This window comes from Halotalea alkalilenta DSM 17697, assembly GCF_000621205.1.
Lineage (GTDB): Bacteria > Pseudomonadota > Gammaproteobacteria > Pseudomonadales > Halomonadaceae > Halotalea > Halotalea alkalilenta.
Map to the genome: position 1 here is coordinate 103,685 of NZ_JHYY01000021.1, position 19,426 is coordinate 123,110.

The 19,426-nt window shown below is 63.9% G+C and carries 16 protein-coding genes; 6 read left to right on the forward strand and 10 right to left on the reverse strand.

Features of this window, described 5'->3' with window-relative positions; genetic code table 11:
- Window positions 1–63: 63 nt before the first annotated feature.
- Both glnL and glnA read right to left on the reverse strand, forming a co-directional pair.
- Complete coding sequence (gene glnL, locus Q376_RS21185) at window positions 64–1,170, reverse strand: nitrogen regulation protein NR(II) (protein ID WP_052364882.1); 1,107 nt, start codon at window positions 1,168–1,170, stop codon at window positions 64–66.
- A gap of 405 nt (window positions 1,171–1,575) precedes the next feature.
- Window positions 1,576–2,985, reverse strand: coding sequence for a glutamate--ammonia ligase (glnA, locus tag Q376_RS0102540; RefSeq protein WP_027348970.1), 1,410 nt, complete (start codon window positions 2,983–2,985; stop codon window positions 1,576–1,578).
- A gap of 810 nt (window positions 2,986–3,795) precedes the next feature.
- Between glnA and typA the strand changes: the two genes are divergently transcribed.
- The 3 genes from typA (at window position 3,796) to Q376_RS0102555 (ending at window position 7,666) form a co-directional block, all read left to right on the forward strand.
- Window positions 3,796–5,628 carry a translational GTPase TypA gene (gene typA / locus Q376_RS0102545; RefSeq protein WP_027348971.1) on the forward strand — a complete coding sequence of 611 codons (1,833 nt, stop codon included), beginning with the start codon at window positions 3,796–3,798 and terminating at the stop codon, window positions 5,626–5,628.
- 312 nt (window positions 5,629–5,940) lie between these two features.
- Window positions 5,941–6,735 (forward strand): undecaprenyl-diphosphate phosphatase, encoded by a 795-nt coding sequence (locus Q376_RS0102550; RefSeq protein WP_027348972.1) that lies wholly within the window; start codon window positions 5,941–5,943, stop codon window positions 6,733–6,735.
- A 97-nt stretch (window positions 6,736–6,832) separates the two neighbouring features.
- A complete protein-coding gene (locus Q376_RS0102555; protein ID WP_027348973.1) occupies window positions 6,833–7,666 on the forward strand; it encodes an undecaprenyl-diphosphate phosphatase in 834 nt (277 codons plus the stop codon).
- Window positions 7,667–7,706: 40 nt separating this feature from the next.
- Here Q376_RS0102555 and Q376_RS0102560 read toward each other — a convergent pair whose 3' ends face one another.
- The 5 genes from Q376_RS0102560 to Q376_RS0102580 are packed head-to-tail and all read right to left on the reverse strand — an operon-like array spanning window position 7,707 to window position 13,327.
- Window positions 7,707–9,128, reverse strand: a complete 1,422-nt coding sequence (locus Q376_RS0102560; RefSeq protein ID WP_027348974.1) for an NAD(P)H-dependent oxidoreductase — start codon at window positions 9,126–9,128, stop codon at window positions 7,707–7,709.
- Complete coding sequence (locus Q376_RS21190; RefSeq protein WP_052364883.1) at window positions 9,125–10,684, reverse strand: tripartite tricarboxylate transporter permease; 1,560 nt, start codon at window positions 10,682–10,684, stop codon at window positions 9,125–9,127. The genes Q376_RS0102560 and Q376_RS21190 overlap by 4 nt, the downstream gene beginning before the upstream one ends.
- A 36-nt stretch (window positions 10,685–10,720) precedes the next feature.
- Window positions 10,721–11,212, reverse strand: a complete 492-nt coding sequence (locus tag Q376_RS0102570; protein ID WP_027348975.1) for a tripartite tricarboxylate transporter TctB family protein — start codon at window positions 11,210–11,212, stop codon at window positions 10,721–10,723.
- Window positions 11,213–11,248: 36 nt separating this feature from the next.
- A complete protein-coding gene (locus Q376_RS0102575; protein WP_027348976.1) occupies window positions 11,249–12,232 on the reverse strand; it encodes a Bug family tripartite tricarboxylate transporter substrate binding protein in 984 nt (327 codons plus the stop codon).
- A gap of 45 nt (window positions 12,233–12,277) precedes the next feature.
- Complete coding sequence (locus Q376_RS0102580) at window positions 12,278–13,327, reverse strand: 4-hydroxythreonine-4-phosphate dehydrogenase PdxA (protein WP_052364884.1); 1,050 nt, start codon at window positions 13,325–13,327, stop codon at window positions 12,278–12,280.
- Window positions 13,328–13,614: 287 nt separating this feature from the next.
- Here Q376_RS0102580 and Q376_RS0102585 point away from each other — a divergent pair, with 287 nt between their 5' ends.
- The 3 genes from Q376_RS0102585 to ligB all read left to right on the forward strand — a co-directional run bounded on the left by Q376_RS0102585 (window position 13,615) and on the right by ligB (window position 16,802).
- Entirely contained in the window at window positions 13,615–14,280 is a 666-nt protein-coding gene (locus Q376_RS0102585; protein ID WP_027348978.1) for a GntR family transcriptional regulator, read from the forward strand.
- Between the two features lie 182 nt (window positions 14,281–14,462).
- A complete protein-coding gene (gene wrbA, locus Q376_RS0102590; RefSeq protein WP_027348979.1) occupies window positions 14,463–15,065 on the forward strand; it encodes an NAD(P)H:quinone oxidoreductase in 603 nt (200 codons plus the stop codon).
- A gap of 75 nt (window positions 15,066–15,140) precedes the next feature.
- The gene (gene ligB, locus Q376_RS21195) at window positions 15,141–16,802 is read left to right on the forward strand and encodes an NAD-dependent DNA ligase LigB (RefSeq protein ID WP_052364886.1); all 1,662 of its coding nucleotides are present in this window, start codon (window positions 15,141–15,143) and stop codon (window positions 16,800–16,802) included.
- A 68-nt stretch (window positions 16,803–16,870) separates the two neighbouring features.
- Here the strand turns inward: ligB and Q376_RS0102600 are convergent, their stop codons facing one another.
- The 3 genes from Q376_RS0102600 to Q376_RS21205 form a co-directional block, all read right to left on the reverse strand.
- On the reverse strand, window positions 16,871–17,503 hold the full coding sequence (locus Q376_RS0102600) for a peroxiredoxin (protein WP_027348980.1): 633 nt from the start codon (window positions 17,501–17,503) through the stop codon (window positions 16,871–16,873).
- Between the two features lie 344 nt (window positions 17,504–17,847).
- Entirely contained in the window at window positions 17,848–18,141 is a 294-nt protein-coding gene (locus Q376_RS21200; RefSeq protein WP_052364887.1) for a hypothetical protein, read from the reverse strand.
- A 268-nt stretch (window positions 18,142–18,409) separates the two neighbouring features.
- Window positions 18,410–19,384: an aldose epimerase family protein gene (locus tag Q376_RS21205; protein ID WP_043445865.1), complete on the reverse strand. Its 975-nt coding sequence runs from the start codon at window positions 19,382–19,384 to the stop codon at window positions 18,410–18,412.
- Between the last annotated feature and the right edge of the window lie 42 nt (window positions 19,385–19,426).

The window sequence follows — 19,426 nt, forward strand, 5'->3', positions numbered from 1 at the left end:
CGACCGCGACGTGGCCGTCGTCGGGGATTGATTCGTTGTTCTTCACGTCGCCCATCGAAGTCCTCACTTGTACGAAAAGCCCGCGGCATCCGCTGCAGGCCCTGCCCGGCGCCCCTCGGCCACGCTCTCGGGATCGAGATCGAGCGGCACCAGCAGGCGAAACTCGGTATGCCCGGGGCGGCTATCGCACTCGATCAGGCCCTGATGCTGGTGGAGGATCGACTGGGCGATCGAGAGCCCGAGCCCTGTGCCCTCGGCGCGCCCGGAGATCATCGGATAGAACAGCGACTCGCGCAGCGACTCCGGGATACCGGGGCCGTTATCGATGATGCCCACTTCGCAAACCAGCCGGTGGCGCTCAACGCCGAGAGTGAACTGCCGCCGCGCACGCGTCTTGAGAATCAGCTGCGGCGACTCGGTACTGCTCTCCTCCATCGCCTGGAGACCGTTGCGGGCGACGTTGAGTACCGCCTGGATCAGCTGTGACTCGTCCCCGAGCACGTTGGGCAGGCTCGGGTCGTAATCGCGCAGGATTTCGACATGGGAGGTCTCGGCGCGCAGCAGGGTATCGACCCGCTCGAGCACCACATGGATGTTGACCGGCTCGTGATGAGGCAAGGTGTTCGGCCCCAGCATCCGGTCGACCAGATCGCGCAGCCGATCGGCCTCTTCGACGATCACCCGGGTGAACTCGGCGAGCGCCGGGTCGGGCAGGTCCCGCTCGAGCAGCTGTGCCGCGCCGCGAATGCCACCAAGCGGGTTCTTGATCTCGTGCGCGAGCCCGCGAGTGAGCACCTTGACCATCTCCTGGCGAGCGATCAGCGCCTCCTCGCGAGAGATGCGCAGCAGGCGGTCGCGCGGTTCCAGCTCGATCAGCAGTTCGTCCGCGGAAAGCGGGGTCGCGGTGTAGTCGACGGTGACCTGCTCGCCGGTGGCGACCAACAGGGTCGCTTCGCGCTGGGTATAAGGGTGCTGCTCGGCCATCGCCTTGAGCAGCATGGCGCTGATCTGCCCTTCCTCGCCGTCGAGGCACTCGAGACAGCTGTTCTCTACCCGCGCCAGGCTCAAGCCCATCATGGCCTCGGCCGCCGGGTTCAACCAACGGACCCGGAGCTGGTCATCCAGCAGGACCACGGCGGTGGTCAGGTGCTCAAGCAGGCGCGGGTACATGCCTTGACTCATCCTGTCTTCCATAAAGGGAGCATTCACCTGGGTAGTGCAAGAAGCGCGCCACAGTTGCACCGCACCCGTGACGCGCGCCATTGGAGCGCATCTTCCGTTGATGGCACGCCAAGAAAACGCACTATAACGGTGCACGAATAATCTACACCTGCCTGCCATCTTTTGCCTAAGCCCGCTGCCCATCGGCGCACCCGGGGCTTCGACGCATTCCATGCAATCCAACCGGTCCACCTCTTTACCTGCACACGAGAGGTGCACCCATTCAATCCGAGGGGAACAGGTAGAGATAAAAAACCCCGTCGCACGATGTCGACGGGGTTCGGTAACCAGCCATTGCCGCCCGCTACCCGAACTGGCGCTCGGCGCTCGGTTCAGGCAGCTGGCCAGCGGTGGTTAGACGCTGTAGTAGAGCTCGTATTCCACCGGGCTTGGCACCATACGAACCGCATTGACTTCTTCCATCTTGAGTTCGATGTAAGCGTCGATCGTATCGTCGGTGAACACACCGCCAGCGGTCAGGAACTCACGATCTTCCTGCAGCGCTTCCAATGCCTGCTCCAGGCTGGAGGCAACGGTCGGCACCAGCTTGCCTTCTTCCGGCGGCAGGTCATAGAGGTTCTTGTCCAGCGCGTCGCCAGGATGGATCTTGTTCTGGATGCCGTCGATGCCAGCCATCAGCAACGCGGCGAAGGCCAGGTAAGGGTTGGCGGTCGGGTCGGGGAAACGAGCCTCGACGCGCTTGCCCTTCGGGCTCGAGGTGTAGGGAATACGCAGCGAAGCGGAGCGGTTGCGCGCGCTGTAGGCGAGCATGACCGGCGCTTCGAAGCCAGGTACCAGACGCTTGTAGGAGTTGGTCGAAGCGTTAGTGAAGGCGTTCAGCGCGCGCGCGTGCTTGATCACGCCGCCGATGTAGTAAAGCGCGGTTTCGGACAGGCCCGCGTACTCGTCACCAGCGAACATGTTCTGCCCATCCTTCCAGAACGACTGGTGGACGTGCATGCCGGAACCGTTGTCGCCAGCCATCGGCTTGGGCATGAAGGTCGCGGTCTTGCCATAGGCGTGGGCCACGTTGTGGATCACGTACTTCATGGTCTGAACTTCGTCGGCCTTCTTGACCAGGGTATTGAACTTGACCCCGATCTCGTTCTGGCCGGCGTTGGCGACTTCATGGTGATGCACCTCGACTTCCTGGCCGACCGCTTCGAGCGTGGAGCACATGGCCGCGCGCAGGTCGTGGAAGGAGTCGACGGGAGGTACCGGGAAGTAGCCGCCCTTGACCCGCGGACGGTGGCCGAGGTTGCCGCCTTCGAGCTTGGTCGAGTCGGTCGCCCAGGCGCCTTCCTCGGAGGTGATCTTGAAAAACGAGCCGTTCATTTCGTTCTTGAAATGGACTTCGTCGAAGATGAAGAACTCGGGCTCGGGACCGAAGAAGGCGGTATCGCCCAGGCCGGTGCTCTGCAGATAGGCTTCGGCACGCTTGGCGATGGAGCGCGGGTCGCGCTCGTAGCCTTGCATGGTGGCCGGTTCGATGATGTCGCAGCGCAGCACGATGGTGGTGTCTTCGGTGAACGGATCCAGGTAGGCGGTTCCGTCTTCCGGCATCAGGATCATGTCGGACTCGTTGATGCCCTTCCAGCCGGAGATCGAGGAGCCGTCGAACATCTGGCCGTTCTCGAAGAACTCTTCATCGACGCTGCGCGACGGGATGGTGACGTGCTGCTCCTTGCCCTTGGTATCGGTGAAGCGAAGGTCGACCCACTTGGCGTCGTGTTCTTCGATGAGGGCAAGTGTCTTTTCTGCCATGTTGGTCTCCAGTAGGCACAGGACTTGAAACGAAATCTTGATCGAGTACCGGGCGACCACGAGAGGGCGCCTCGGGGGAAATCACATGTCGCAGCGGGCTACATGCCCGTCGCGGCCGAACCCAGGTCGCGACGGGCGGCCTCCAGGTCGACAGAAGGCGCCTCGGAGGCGCTCTGACTGTACCCTTTTGATGCATGGAGCGTGCCAGAATGATGCAGATTTCCGAGAACGCATCATAACCCCATGATTACTCTGATTAATCATTCACTAAATAGGGTTTTTCGATGCTCCCTTGAGCCAGTGACGAGCACCTTCAGCCCGTACCAGCATAGCCATCGCACCATTTTGGATCAAAAAAACCACAAACAGCACCATGCCGGTGCTTCAGCCCGCTTTCTCGTCATCGATCCTGCCTGCCCTCCAGCGAGCAAGCGGCGACTTCCCTCCTTTATACCTGCTCTGAGCGCTCGCCGGGGGTATCGGGCCAGAGCCAAGACGTGCGAAGTGCACCATGCGCACGCAACGGCTATCCTGTATCCCTTCCGGCGGGTACAATGCCGAGCCAGCCCCTCCCCGCGCATCCGACGCTCCGTATATCCGCAGCAGCTCGGTGGGTGCGCTAGAACCTGTCTGAGATCATCGCGAGCCGAGGTCAGGCTTCGATCAATCCGGGGCGCACAGCCAACGAAGAATGGAATTCCCATCGGGATGAACGAGCGATCGATGGCTCGGCTTGCGTTCGATCTCCCCATGCATGACCCGGCTACGCGGATCACAGACAGGCTTTCAGCAGATTACGGAACATAATTAATGTCACAGCACGAACTCGATTCCCGGATCGCCCATATCCGGAACATCGCCATCATCGCCCACGTCGACCATGGCAAGACCACGCTGGTCGACAAGCTGCTCCAGCAGTCAGGCACCCTCGACCGCCGCAACGAGGGTCAGGAGCGGATCATGGACTCCAGCGACCAGGAAAAGGAACGCGGCATCACCATCCTGGCCAAGAACACCGCGATCCAATGGCGCGACTATCACATCAACATCGTCGACACCCCCGGACACGCCGACTTCGGCGGCGAAGTGGAGCGGGTGATGTCGATGGTCGATTCGGTACTGCTGCTGGTCGATGCGGTCGACGGCCCGATGCCGCAGACTCGCTTCGTCACCCAGAAGGCCTTCGACCAGGGCCTCAGGCCCATCGTGGTGGTGAACAAGATCGACCGTCCCGGCGCGCGTCCCGACTGGGTCATCGACCAGATCTTCGATCTGTTCGATAACCTCGGCGCTACCGACGAACAGCTCGACTTCCCGATCATCTATTGCTCCGCGCTCAACGGCATCGCCGGCCTCGATCCGGAAGAGCTGGCCGACGACATGACGCCGATGTTCCAGGCGATCGTCGATATCGTCGAGCCGCCCAAGGTCGAGCTCGACGGCCCGTTCCAGATGCAGATCTCGGCACTCGACTACAACAGCTACGTCGGGGTCATCGGCGTGGGTCGGATCAAGCGCGGCTCGGTCAAGCCCAACCAGCAGGTCACCGTGATCGACGTCGACGGTTCTACCCGTCGCGGCAAGATCGGCCAGGTCATGACCCATCTCGGTCTCGAGCGGGTACAGACCCAGGAAGCCACCGCCGGCGACATCATCTGCATCACCGGGATCGACGAGCTCGGCATCTCCGACACCCTGTGCGACCCGGCCGCGGTCGAGGCATTGCCGCCGCTGTCCGTCGACCAGCCGACGGTGTCGATGACCTTCCAGGTCAACGATTCGCCGTTCGCCGGCCGCGATGGCAAGTTCGTCACCAGCCGCAACATCAAGGAACGGCTCGACCAGGAGCTGATCCACAACGTCGCACTGCGCGTCCAGCAGGGCGAGACGCCGGAGAAGTTCATCGTCTCCGGGCGTGGCGAACTGCACCTTTCGGTGCTGATCGAGACCATGCGTCGCGAAGGCTTCGAACTGGCGGTCGGCCGCCCCGAGGTGATCATCCGCGAGATCGACGGGGTCAAGCAGGAGCCGTACGAAGAGGTGATCATCGACTGCGAGGAGCAGCACCAGGGCTCGATCATGGAAGAGCTCGGCTATCGCAAGGGCGAGATGACCAACATGAACCCGGATGGCAAGGGCCGGGTGCGTCTGGACTTCATCATCCCCGCGCGTGGGCTGATCGGCTTCCGCGGCCAGTTCCTGACCATGACCTCGGGTACCGGCATCCTCACCAGCCGCTTCGATCACTACGGCCCGCTCAAGCCGGATGCCTCGATCGAGCGCCGCAACGGCGTACTGGTATCGATGGTCACCGGCAAGGCGCTGGCCTATGCGCTCTATACCCTTCAAGAGCGCGGCAAGCTGATCATCGACCATGGCACCGAGGTCTACGAGGGGATGCTGATCGGCATCCACAACCGTGCCAACGACCTGGTGGTCAACCCGACCAAGGGCAAGAAACTCGACAACATGCGCGCCTCGGGCAACGACGAGAACATCGTCCTCACCCCGCCGGTACGCTTCTCGCTCGAACAGGCGATCGAGTTCCTCGACAGCGACGAGCTGGTCGAAGTGACGCCCAACCACATCCGCCTGCGCAAGAAACACCTCACCGAAAACGAGCGCAAGCGCGCCTCGAAGTGAGTCTCCGGACCGCCCGCCTTTGGCGGGCGGTCCTGGTTTGGGGGCAGAGCATTTCCTCGCTTGATGGCGAGCATGTCGCCAACCGCGCGATCGACGCCTGATTCCCAACGCACCCACGGGACGCACTCTGCGCGACACCATTCCTGATTGCTGGCTCCGCGTCCAAAACCTCCCACCGCAATCGCCGTATTCCGTCGAAACACGTACAAAGGGCCAGGCAGTGTCGTGACTTTGGTCTCATCACTGTCATGAAAACGTCACAATCCCCCGACAGGATGGGGCGACCCAGGCACTCGACTGCGAGATATCGGCATGGAATGGACACACCTGATTGTTCTGGCCCTGATCCAAGGGCTCACCGAGTTCCTTCCCGTCTCCTCGTCGGCCCACCTGATACTTCCCTCCCAACTGTTTGGCTGGCCCGATCAAGGGCTCGCCTTCGATGTAGCCGTCCACGTCGGCACGCTCGCCGCAGTGGTGCTCTACTTTCGCACCCAGCTGCGCGAGGTGGCGGTGGGCTGGACCCGCCAGTTGACCGGCCACGGCTCGAGCCCCGAAAGCCGCCTCGGCTGGTCGGTGATCGCCGCTACGCTACCGATACTGGTGGTCGGTGGACTGCTCGCCAACTGGATCGAGCTGACCATGCGCTCGATGACAGTGATCGCCCTGACCACGATCATCTTCGGGCTGCTGTTGTGGTGGGCCGACCGACTCGGCAAGCGCTCCCGCGAAATGCCCCAGATCGATCTGCGCGCCGCGCTGTTGATCGGCCTCGCCCAGGTCATCGCCCTGGTGCCCGGCACTTCCCGCTCGGGGATAACCCTCACCGCGGGCCTGCTACTCGGCTTCACCCGCCAGGCCTCGGCGCGCTTCTCGTTTTTGCTTTCGATCCCGCTGATCGCCGCCGCCGGCGTATTCAAAGGCGTCGAGCTTTGGCAAACCGGCGGCGTGGACGGCTGGCGCGACCCGCTGCTCGGCGCAATGATCTCCTTCGTCACCGCGCTGGTCTGCATCAAAGCGTTTCTCGCCCTGCTCGACCGCATAGGCATGCTGCCCTTCGTGATCTATCGACTGGTGCTCGGCGGCCTCCTGCTGCTGGTGCTGTAGCGCCTGCGCCTGCGCGGCACGAGAAACTCGCAACCGCATCTTCTTTCCCCAGGATCTACTCCACTGCCCGGTGGAGTACGCAAGGAGTTGAACATCCATGACCTTTGGAGACGCCGGTGATGCGCTGATACTAGGCATCGTCGAGGGCTTGACCGAGTTCCTGCCGATCTCGAGCACCGGCCACCAGATCATCGTCGCCGACCTGCTCAACTTCTCAGGCGACAAGGCGGTCGCCTTCAATGTGATCATCCAGCTCGGCGCGATTCTCGCCGTGGTGTGGGAGTACCGCGCCAAGATCGCAGGCATCGCGATCAGCCTGCCCACCAACGTCGAGTCGCGCCGCTTCGTACGCAACGTGCTGATCGCCTTCTTCCCGGCGGTGCTGCTCGGTTTGGCCTTCGCCGACGTGATCCAGCACTATCTGTTCAACCCGGTCACCGTCGCCGCCGCCCTGGTGATCGGCGGCATCCTGATCCTTTGGGCGGAAAAGCGTAAGCATCTCGTGCGGGCTGAATCGATCGAGCAGATTCGCTGGCACGACGCACTCAAGGTCGGCTGCTGTCAGTGCCTGGCGCTGATTCCCGGCACCTCGCGCTCCGGTTCGACGATCATCGGCGGGCTGTTCTTCGGCCTCTCGCGCAAGGCCGCGACCGAGTTCTCGTTCTTCCTCGCCATCCCGACGATGATCGGCGCCACCACCTACATGTTCATCAAGCACGGCAGCACCCTGATCGATGGCAATCTCGGCATGCTCGCGATCGGCTTCGTCACCGCTTTCATCTTCGCCATGATCGCGGTGCGCGCGCTGCTGCGCTTCATCGGCCACCACAGCTACGCCGCCTTCGCCTGGTACCGCATCGCCTTCGGTCTGCTGATCCTCGCCACCTGGCAGTTCGGCTGGATCGACTGGGCCCACGTCACCGAGCTGTAGCGAGCAACCCGCCTAAGCGCCACGCAGGCTTGGGCGGCTCCTACGCATAGCGGGTAGGAGCGCCACCAAGAAAACGAGCGTCCTGCTGATGGCGCAGCCGCCAGAGCATCGATGTCTCGTCGAGTTCCACATCGCCCCCGCGAATCGGCTCGCCGGCCGATACCGCACGCCGCAGCCGGCCGGTCGCGGCGAGATAGAACGGCAATGGCGCCTCCTCGGTCAGCGCAGCGGCCGGCACCAGCGCCGGTCGCAGATGGTCGATGGTGTGGTGATGCCCATGCGCGGTGAGCGCAGTGCCGGTGGGCAGGTCGCGCTCGGCGATGCCGACCAGATCGAAGCGCGGCTTCGGTACCCGGGCACCGCTTGAGACGCCGTTGAGCACCGCTTCGAACAGGCTGGTGGCGACTTCGAGCCCGAGCAGATGACGCGGCAGCAGGATCGTCGCAGCATTGCCGTCGCGACCGACCAGATGCCCTTTGGCCGCTAGCATCCGCCAGCTCTCGCGATCACCGCAGCGGACGTTGACGAAGACGCCGCCGGCCGGGCTGAATTCGTCCACCCGGCGCAGGCAGTTGAATACGTCGATCCGCCCTTCGCCGGCGAGCAGGCCTCCCAGTTCGCGACGCTCGAAGATATCGGCGACCTCACCGAGCCGTGCGATCGGGCAGTGCAGCGACGGCTGGTCGGGCACCAGCGCGCTATGGTTGGCGACCAGCCCCAGTTCGCAGAGATCCGGCACCGCGCGCTGCGGCAGCGCTGCGGCCAGCTGAGCGCGCGCCGCCAGCCATTCCGCCAGCGGCTGCCCTCCGCGCTGCCACAGCGTATCGAGGCCGCTTGCGTCTATCCGCCGCCCGTCACACTCGAGCGTACGGGCGCAGGGGTCGTAGATGAAGTCGTACTCGCTGGCCTTGCCCGCACTGATCACTTCCAACCCGACTCGCTCGGCCCAGCTGATCAGGCCCAGCAGCAAACTCGGCTGGTCGCCATCGACCGGCGTCACGATACAGCCGCGCTCTCGCGCCATCTCGGCGAGCATCGGGCCGACCACGCTGTCGACCTCCTTCGAGGCCAGCGCCAGGTGACGACCGGCCTCTATCGCCAGAACCGCATGGCGGGCGCCAGCCTCGGGCTGCCCGGTCGCCTCGACGACCACATCGAAGGGCAGCGCCAGCGCCATCGCCAGCGAGTCGGTGACCACGCAGTGGCCCGCGTTCCAGGCACGGCGCGCCTCGGCGACCTCGCGGCAGACGTGGATCCGGTCGAGGGGCCATCCGGCGGCCCGCAGCGCGGCGACGGCGGTATCAAGATCGAGATCGACGGCGACCCGGGCATCGAGCCCCGGCACCCTTGGCGCATGCACCAAAAGGCTGCGTCCGAAGCCGCCGCTGCCGACCACGCAAGCCTCGACCACCCGCTCACCGCGGCTCGAATCGCCATGATCGAAGTAATGCTCCAGGTTCATCGGGGGGTCTCCGCGCCCTGCCGGGGCCGCTCCTGCGACGCCTCAGGCTTCATCGCGCTGCGGCGTCGGAAGGCGCGCAGCCCGATCATTTTCGACACCAACGGCCAAGCCAGCATGAACACCCCCAGCCCCATGATCGTCGAGACCAGCGGGTTGGACCAGAACACCGCAACGCTACCGTCGGAGAACACCATCGACTGGCGGAACGCTTCCTCGGCGCGATCGCCCAGCACCATCGCCAGCACCAGCGGCGCGACCGGGTAGTCGAGCTTCTTGAACAGGTAGCCGAGCAGGGCGAAGAGCAGCACCAGCAGGATATCGAAGGTGGAGTTGGCGACCTGGTACACCCCGGTGAAGATCACCGCGATGATCAGCGGTCCGATGATCGCGAACGGCACCCTCAGGATCGAGGCGTAGAGCGGCACGGTGGCGAGCACCAGCACCACTGCGACCAGGTTGCCCAGGTACATGCTGGCGATCAGCCCCCAAACGAAATCCGGCCGTTCGACGAACAGCATAGGCCCCGGGGTGAGTCCCCAGATCATCAGCCCGCCCATCATCACCGCCGCTGTGGCCGAGCCAGGCACCCCGAGCGCGAGCATCGGCAGCAGTGCGGAAGTACCCGCCGAGTGATCGGCCGCCTCGGGGGAGACGATCCCACTCGGCTCGCCCTTGCCGAAGCGCTCCGGATGCTTGGAGAAGCGCTTGGCGATGCCATGGCTCATGAACGAGGCCGCGGTCGGGCCGGCCGGAGTGATGCCCATCCAGATCCCGATCAGGATGCTGCGCACCAAAGCCACTGCGTAGCGCGGCATCTCAGCGGCGGTGCGCAGCACATCCATCGGCCTGATGCGCGCCTTTATCCCCTTGAAATGCAGCCCCTCCTCGGTGGTGACCATCAGCTCGGCGATGCCGAACAGGCCCATCACCGCGACCAGGAAGCTGATCCCCTTGACCAGGTCGGGAATTCCGAAGGTCAGCCGCAGCCCGCCCGATACCGCATCCATGCCGACAGTGGCGAATACCAAGCCGAGCGCCAGCGAGACCAGGGTCTTCGAGGGCGCGCTCGAACTCATGCCGATGAAACTGGCGAAGGCCAGGAAGTAGACCGCGAAGTACTCGGGCGAGGAGAAGCGCAGGCCGAACTCCGCGACCCAGCTGGAGAGCAGCGTGATCATCACCACCCCGGCCAGCGCACCCAGCCCGGCGGAGATGAAGGCCAGGGTCAACGCCCGGGTCGCCTGGCCGTCACGCGCCATCGGGTAGCCATCGAAGGTGGTCGCCACCGACGAGGGCTCGCCTGGGATGTTGAACAGGATCGACGTCGTCGACCCGCCGAACAGCGCTCCCCAGTACATGCAGCTGAGCAGGATGATCGCCGAGATCGGATCCATGGTGAAGGTCAGCGGCAGCAGCAGCGAGACGCCGTTGGGGGCGCCCAGGCCAGGCAGCACCCCGACCAGCACGCCCAGCAGCACGCCGATCACCATGATCGTAATGTGGTACCAGCTGAGGACGGTGGCGAAGCCATCCATCAGATGCATCAGGTTGTCCATGAGGTACGCCCTCCAAGTGGCGCGGTGCGAAGCGGCTCAGTAGATGCCCAGCCACGCCTCCAGCGGCCCTTTGAGCAGCGGGACCTGGAAGCCGATTTCGAAGATCAGGTAGAAGCAGGCACTGACCGCGGCGCCGGTCGACGCCGCCACCCACCAGCGATAGCTCCCTTGCAGGCGCATCGCGAAGAGCATGTAGAGGAAGGTACCGACGTAGAGACCGAGCACTACAGAGACCGCCGCATAGCCGACCAGCGGCAGGGTGAAACGGGCGACCGAGCGCGCCCGCGCGCCATCGAGGAAGACCTCATCGAGATGGCGTTTCCAGATCAATGCCCGCCCCAGATTGACCAGGCTGGCAAGCACGATCAGCACACCGATGTAGAAAGGGAAGTAGCCTGATGAGGGGCCGCTCGGCTCCCAGCCGACCCCCGCCTGCCAAGCACCGATGCAGACGGTCACCCCGATCGCGCCAGTGAGCAGCGCGGTCGTGATCTCCATGCTGTGCCGGGACACGTGCTTGTCAGCCATAGTGACCTCCAAGGTTGGATGGGCAACGGACGGCGGTCACTCGACCAGCCAGCCCTCGGTGGCGAAGACTTCCGTGATCACTCGCGTGTTCTCGTCGATGTAGCTGCGCAACTCGTCACCGCTGAGGAAGGTGTCTGACTGCACGCTATTGGCCACGTATGCTTTCCACTCAGGGGTTTCGACGACTTTCTGCAGCAGATCGCGATAGAACTCGACCACTTCCTGGTCGACGCCGGCAGCGAGCCACACGGTGCGCGGCATGCGGTACTCGGTGATCGGTATGCCCTGGGAGGCGCAGGTCGGTACGTCGCCCCATCCCTTGCCGTCGTAGACCGGCTCTCCCGCGGGCAGCGGTTCGGGGGAGAACACGCAAAGCGGCTTGACCATCCCCGCCTTCCATTGGCCGAGGTTCTCCGAGGGGTTGTTGACGTTGGCGTCGACGTGCCCGCCGGAAAGCTGCACCAGCGCCTGGCTGCCGCCGTTGAACGGCACATAGCGGAACTCGGTACCGGTCGCCGCCTGGAGCATGCTGACCAGGGTCTGGTCGGTATCCTTGGACTGACTGCCGGAAAAGCGCATCTTGCCCGGCTCGGCCTTGGCGTCGGCGATGAACGCACCGGCATCCTCCCACTCAGCCTTGCCGTTGACCCAGATCATGAACTCGTCGAACGCCATCGCCGCTACCGGCTGCAGGTCTTCCGCCGCGTAGGGCATCCGATTGACCTTGGGCAGCAGGTACTCGTTGTTGGTGCCGAAGGTCAGCTTGTAGGGATCGTTCTGATAACCGGCGGCGTAGACGAAGCCTTCGGCACCGCTGCCGCCTCCTTTGTTGGAGACGATGATCGAAGCGTCCATCAGGTTGTGCTTGCTGATGATCGCCTGCACGGTTCGCGCGAAGTTGTCGGTGCCGCCACCGGCCCCCGAGGTCACCACGAATTCGACCGGGCGATTGGGCTCCCAGGCCAGAGACTGGGCGGATACCGCCAACGTGGCGCAGAGCAGTGAAAGTGGCTTGATCATGATCGTGACTCTTTGACGTGGAGTTCGAGAAAGACCATCGATGGTTCAGGCCGTCGCGGTACGCCGCTGGGCGATCTGCCGGGCCATCCGCGCAGCGAGCAGGAGCGCCTCGCGGCTGGCACCGATATCGGCGCGGCCCTGGCCCGCGATGTCGTAGGCGGTACCGTGGGCAGGAGTGCAGATCGGGAAAGGCAGGCCGCCGAGCATGGTCACGCCGCTATCGAAGCCGAGCATCTTCATCGCGATCTGGCCTTGGTCGTGGTACATGGTCAGCACCGCGTGGTAGCCCTCCTTCAGCGCGCGCAGGAAAACGGTGTCGGCGGGGAACGGGCCCTCGACGTCCCAGCCGCGCGCCTTGGCCTCGAGCACCGCGGGCTCGATCACATCGATCTCCTCCATGCCGAAGCTGCCGCCATCGCCCGCATGGGGATTGAGTCCGGCAACGGCGATACGCGGCGTGGCATGGCCGGCATCGATCAGGCAGGCGTGGGTGAGCGCCAGTTCATCGAGGATCAGCGGGATGTCTATCGCAGCGGAAACCTCGGCGAGCGGGATGTGCGAGGTGACCCGGGCGTTCCAGACCTTCTCCAGGATGTTGAATTCGCGCGCGCGGCCGGAGAAGCCGATCGCCTCGGCGACGAAGCGGATTTCATCGTCGTAGCCCGGATTGGCATAGCGCATCGCTTTTTTGTTGAACGGCGTGAAACACACCGCATCGACCAGCCCTCGATGGGCCAGATCCAGCGCCTGGCGAAAATTGGCGGAGGCGAACTCCCCGCCTTCGAGGCTCGCGACGCCGCGCTCCACCTGCGAGGGATCAAGGTTTTTCAGGTCGATGAAGCGCACCGCCTCACTGCTCGGCGCTTCCGCTTCGGCCAGGGAGACCGTGCGCATGGCAGGCCTGACCCGTGCGACCTCGGCTCCCTGGTCGAATACCCGGCGGTCGCCGATGACGATCAGCCTGGCATGCTCCAGCACCACCGGGTCACTGGCGATACGCGCGGTGAGCTCGGGGCTTATTCCGCAGGGATCCCCCATCGCCAGTGCGATGACAGGACGATCCGCTGTCTCCTTTCCAAGCACGTGATCGTTCATTTTCTGATCTCATCTCCGGTGGACGCGGGGGTCGCGTGGAATGAGATTGCGCCGGAAAATAAAACGTATACATTATACAAAGGTATTTTTTCTGGGCTGACAGCATCGCACTTAGGTCTTACGACTTACGCCAAACCATCGATCCAGCGTACGACGCAGTGTCGACGAATGGTTAGAATCAGCGATGCCTTAGCGCCTCAGAGAGGCGCGCGCGCCACGACACCACGACGCGCGCGCAGCGGCGTGGCAGGCTGGACCAGCCGGTGCATTCACTAGGGATGAAGTCTATGACCCAGATCGGTTCCATCTCTCGCAATACGCTGCACGACGCCATCACCGAGCGGATTCGCGACATGATCATCGAGGGTGAGCTGGTGCAGGGCGAGCGCATCTACGAAGGCCCTCTGTGCGAACAGCTCGGGGTCTCCCGCACTCCGCTTCGAGAAGCGCTGCGCTTTCTCGCCAGCGAAGGACTGGTCGAGCTGACGCCCAATCGCGGCGCCTCGGTGCGTCGTTTCAGCGCCCAGGACATCGAGGACATGCTGGTCGTGATTCGCGCGATGGAGGAGCTCGCCGGCAAAATAGCCTGCGAAAAGGCCAGCGATGCCGAGATCGCCGAGGTTCGCGCGCTCCATGAAGAGATGCTCGGCTACTATCGAAATCAGGATCGCCTGGCCTACTACAAGGCCAACCAGTCGATCCACAGTTCGATCGTGCGGCTTTCGCACAACGCCACGCTGGTGCACGCCCATGCCGGACTGCAGTCCCGGCTCAAGCGCATTCGCTTCATCGGCCACAGCGGTGCGGACAAATGGGCAGCCGCAGTGGAAGAACACGAGCGGATGATCACCGCCCTGGAAGCGCGCGACGCGGATGGCTTGATCCAGGCGCTTGGCAGCCATCTGACCAACGCTTGGCTACGGGTACAGGACAAGATTCAGGACGAGGCGTGAGGTATCGGCGCTCTGGCCCGAACCTCCACCGACCGGCGAGACCAACGGCTCGTTTCGTCCGATCGAACCAGCCAAGATCGAAAAAAACGAATACAGCGTAGGAATCTAAACACTTCTCTTCACGCTGCGACGAGCTACCCTTGTTGCGTCGCATACCCACTTGCACGTCAGGAGAGAACACGATGACCAAACTGCTGGTGCTCTACTATTCGATGTACGGCCACATCGAGACCATGGCCAATGCCGTTGCGGAAGGCGCAAGCAAGGTCGAGGGCGTCGAGGTCACGATCAAGCGCGTGCCGGAAACGATGCCGGCGGAAGCATTCGCCAATGCCGGCGGCAAGACCGACCAGCAAGCACCGCTGGCGACCCCCGCCGAACTCGCGGACTATGATGCGATCATCATCGGCACACCTACCCGCTTCGGCAACATGGCCGGGCAGATGCGTACCTTCCTCGACCAGACCGGTGGGCTCTGGGCCAGCGGCGCCCTACGTGGCAAGATCGCCAGCGTGTTCGCCTCCACCGGTACCGGCGGCGGCCAGGAGCAGACTATCACCTCGACCTGGACCACCCTCGCCCACCACGGCATGGTGATCGTGCCGATCGGCTACGGCATTCCCGAAATGTTCGACATCTCCCAGGTGCGCGGCGGTACGCCCTATGGCGTGACGACCTTCGCCGGCGGTGACGGTTCCCGCCAGCCAAGCGCAGAGGAGCTGACGATCGCCCGCTTCCAGGGCGAGTACGTCGCCGGCATCGCCGCGAAGCTCACCCGCGCCTGAGACAAACGCCCCCAGGCTAAAACGCTCCTCCCATCGGCCGATCGGTAAGAAGACTGGCCGGATGGGAGGAGCGTCGTGCCTTTAGCCTATTGGTTCGTTTGCCTGATCCTGGGGCTGGCCGCCCCGACCGTTGGCGCCGCAGCTCTACACGGCGGCGCCTGTGCTGCGCTCTCCTCCCTGGCGCAGCAGGTTCGCGAATGGGATCGCGCCTACTACCTCGAAGGTCGGCGCGAAGTAGAGGACAGCGTCTACGACCAAGCCCGCCAGCGCCTCGAACGCTGCGGGATGGCTCCCGCCACGCCGCGCTACGTCAACGCCACGCGCATCGCCCATCCGGTGGCGCAAACCGGTCTTCACAAGCTGCACGCTCGGCAGGAGGTCGCCGAGTGGATACGTATGCGCCAAGCGCTCTGGGTCCAGCCCAAGGTCGACGGCGTCGCGGTCACGCTGGTCTATGAGCAAGGCGTTCTGACCCGCGCGATCAGCCGCGGCGATGGCCTCCACGGCCTCGACTGGAGCGCACGAGCCAAAGAGCTGCCAGCGGTCCCTCTCCACCTCGAAGCCCCGGCGCCACCTCGAGTGGTCCTCCATGGCGAGCTATATGCGCACCGCGACATGCACGTCCAGGCCGCCGACGGCGCAGCTAATGCGCGCCACCGCATCATCGCGCTGATGGGCCGGCTGCATCTGAGCGAAGCGCAGCGGGAGGAGATCGGGCTATTCATCTGGGACTACGCCGATGGCCCGGCGACGCAGGAAGCCCGGCTGGAGGCGCTGTCGCGCTGGGGGTTCGGCGACACCGTCGCCAATACCCATCGGGTCGCGACCCTCGATGAAGCGGCACGCTGGCGCGAACACTGGTATCGCACGGCGTTGCCGTTCGCCACCGACGGCATAGTACTCAGGCAGTCGCATCGGCCACCGGCGAGCGCCTGGAGTGCAAGCCCTCCCCACTGGGCGGTGGCCTGGAAGCATCCAGCTCCGGCCGCGCTGGCCGAGGTGCGGGAAGTGGCCTTCACCGTGGGCAGGACAGGGCGGATCACCCCAGTGCTTGAGCTCGAGCCGGTAATGCTCGACGACAAGCGGGTGGCGCGCGTCTCGCTGGGCTCGCTGCGCCGCTGGCAAACGCTAGAGGTGGTCCCGGGAGACCAGGTCCGCATCGCGCTCGCAGGCAGCACCATCCCTCGCTTCACCGAGGTGGTGAGTCGCACGGCGCACCGCAACGTACCGCTACCACCGCCGGCGCAGGCGCATGGCCTGACCACCTGCATGGAAGCCAGCGCCACCACCAGCGCCGCCTGCACCGATCAGTTCATCGCTCGCCTGCGCTGGCTCTCGGGCCGCGCGGGTCTGAACCTTGCCGGCATCGACGAAGGTGCTTGGCGGGCGCTGCTTACCGAGCGCGATTCGATGGATCTGCTCGACTGGCTGGATGGGCAGGCGATGGATCTCGACGCACCGCTCTGGCGAGCCGCACGCCAGGCAGCCCGAGGGCGTAGCGCCAGCGACTGGCTGATCGCCCTTGGGCTGCCGCTGTCACGCCCGCTGCTGCAAAGCGCACGGGAAACGCTCGCCATCGCAGACACCGCAAGCCTCCTGGCGCTCACTCCATCCGAGTGGCGGCAGGTACCCGGCATAGGCCCGACGCGAGCGCACCAGCTCGAGACGTTCCTCGGCATGGAGACGACCCATCGGCTGCTGCAGCGGCTCGAACGGCGCGGCCTGCTGCGCTGGTGAGCGTAACGACGAAGAACGCCCGCGCTCCTTGCGGGGCGCGGGCGTTCGTGACCAGCTGCCGTCGAGGCTTACTTTTTCAGATCGACCAAGCGCAGGTAGGGCTTCTTCTCATCCCAACCCTGCGGGAAGAGTTTCTCGGCATCTTCGTTGCTGACCGAAGGTGCGATGATCACCTTGTCGCCTTCCTTCCAGTTCACCGGCGTCGCGACCTTCTCTTTGTCGGTCAGCTGGAGACTATCGAGGACCCGAAGGATCTCCTGGAAGTTACGCCCAGCGCTCGCCGGGTAGGTGAGGATCAGCCGCACCTTCTTGTTCGGATCGATGATGAATACCGAACGCACGGTGAGGGTGTCGTTGGCATTCGGGTGAATCATGTCGTAAAGCGAAGCGACCTTGCGGTCATCATCGGCAAGCAGCGGAAAGTTGAGCCCGTAGCCCTGGGTCTCTTCGATGTCTCCCTTCCAGCGCTCGTGCTCCTCGAGGCCGTCCACCGACAGGCCGATCGCCTTGGTATTGCGCTTGTCGAATTCAGGCTTCAGCCGTGAGACCTCGCCCAGCTCGGTGGTGCACACCGGGGTGAAGTCCTTCGGGTGGGAAAACAGGATCGCCCAGCTATCGCCGAGCCACTGGTGGAAGCTGATATCGCCGGCGGTGCTCCGCTGGGTGAAATCTGGGGCGGTATCGCCGAGACGCAATGTCATTATCTTCACTCCTCACGTCGATGATTGCTTGGCTAATCGATCGCGGCTCGCGGCGCGGTCGATGAAATCGCTTGGCCCCTCGGGCATCAGGACCACTCAGGGTCGCCCTGGGTACGAGGCCATATGTTGCGACTTTGTCATTGCACTGCAAAACAACGAGTTCGCCTAAGGTAATGCTCACCAGCATAGACCATGCGATCGAACGATCGGCGAAAACCCCGCCACACCGCATGCGTCGGGCGCTGGCTGCGGAAAAACCGCGCCATCGCGCTCGGCGAGCGGCTGGACGACGAAGCTCAAGGGGAGTGTGATACTAAGACTATATAAAGGAGAGAGCGCGCCACTCAGCAGTAGCGAACGACGGCACGCTTGCTGTCGGGCACCACAACGGTATCGCCCTTGTTCAGCAGCAGCTGAGCATCGTTTTCTGCGCCATCGGCGTCCACACCGATCACCTCGGCGATGGAGTTCTTGTCGCCATCACGGTCGAGCACGCGCAGGCGAACGTTGGCGCCATGATAACGCGCGGTGATGATACAGCCGGTCTTCGGCTGCTTGCGGCTCATGCGGCGCGGTTCGTTATATCCGGTCACGCTGTCTTTGAATGGAATGTCCCATTCGATCTTACGTGCATCCATCTTACTCAGCCCTCGCTGAACGTCTGGTCACGGTGGTCTTTCCGATCATTCGATGCGGGATTCACGCCCCGGTCATCGGCCTGTCAAATTTGGATTGCGAAGATACTCCTAGGAATCGAAGGGTTCTACGATTCAATCCAGCCTCATACCGAATCGGCATGACCTAATCACCCAGGGCATCACCGCTCATCAACCAACCGAATATTACGAAAGTCGCCAGCTTTCGAAGCGATCGATTCGCTCCGCGTTTCGCAACTTTTGCCGAACATTACGCCAACGCCTCCAAGCTTAGCCGCGCCCCGAAGCTGCGACGCCCCCCGGGTGCAAGGCGCAGCGCCGCAGCGAACTCGTCGCGATTGAAGGAGTCGGGAGGAAACTCGGTCGGCTCGATCGCGATCGACTGGCGCCGACGTGCCCCCAGGGAGTCTCCGGTATAGAGCTGCACCGCGCCGCTCGGCTGGGCGAGGACCACGGCAAGCCCGCAGTCAGGGGCCTCGAGCCTGGTACGCAGCCAGCCGTCGGCATCAGGCTCGAGATCGTAGAAGCAGTCATCGAGCGCCCGGCCAGCCAGCGCAAGCTTCGTTTCGTCGCAAACCGCATAGGCCTCGTCACCCGGCAGCGGAATCCGGCGCGCATCGCAAATCACCCGTCGACAGGCGGGCAGGCGCACCTGGCAGGCGTCGAGATCACCCCCAGGAGGCAGCAGGTAAGGGTGCCAACCACAGCCGAAGGGCGCGTCCAACCGCCCCAGGTTGCGCGCTTCGAAACTCCAGGAAAGTCCCTTCCGATCGACTGAAAACGAGGTCAAGCAAATGATTTCGAAGGGATATCCACTGAGCGCACGAGGCGTTATCCGGGTTTCGAATACCAATTCAGCATGATCCGGCTCGAGCACCGCGTCACGCAGCCGCCAATCGAGCCCGCGCACCACCCCGTGCATCGCATGGCCCTCGCCCTCGACCACCGGCAAGCGCAAGAGATCTCCATCGAAGCGATAGCGACCATCGTTGATACGATTACTGAACGGTGCCATCAGCGCACTGCGCGCTGCATCGAGGGTGGCCAGCTCGGCGCCCTCACGGTAGCCATCGATCAGTTCGACCAGTCTCCCATCGGGTGCGCGAGCGTTGGCGCAGAGCAGCGTCGCCCCACGCAGCGCGACGCGCATGCGGCATGCTCCCTCCTCGACCACCTCGACGACCGGCCACTGCTGCAATTGATCATGGCGCAGTTCGAATCCCATGCTTCGCTCCTGAATCGGGCGGCGCCGGACATGCCCGGCGCT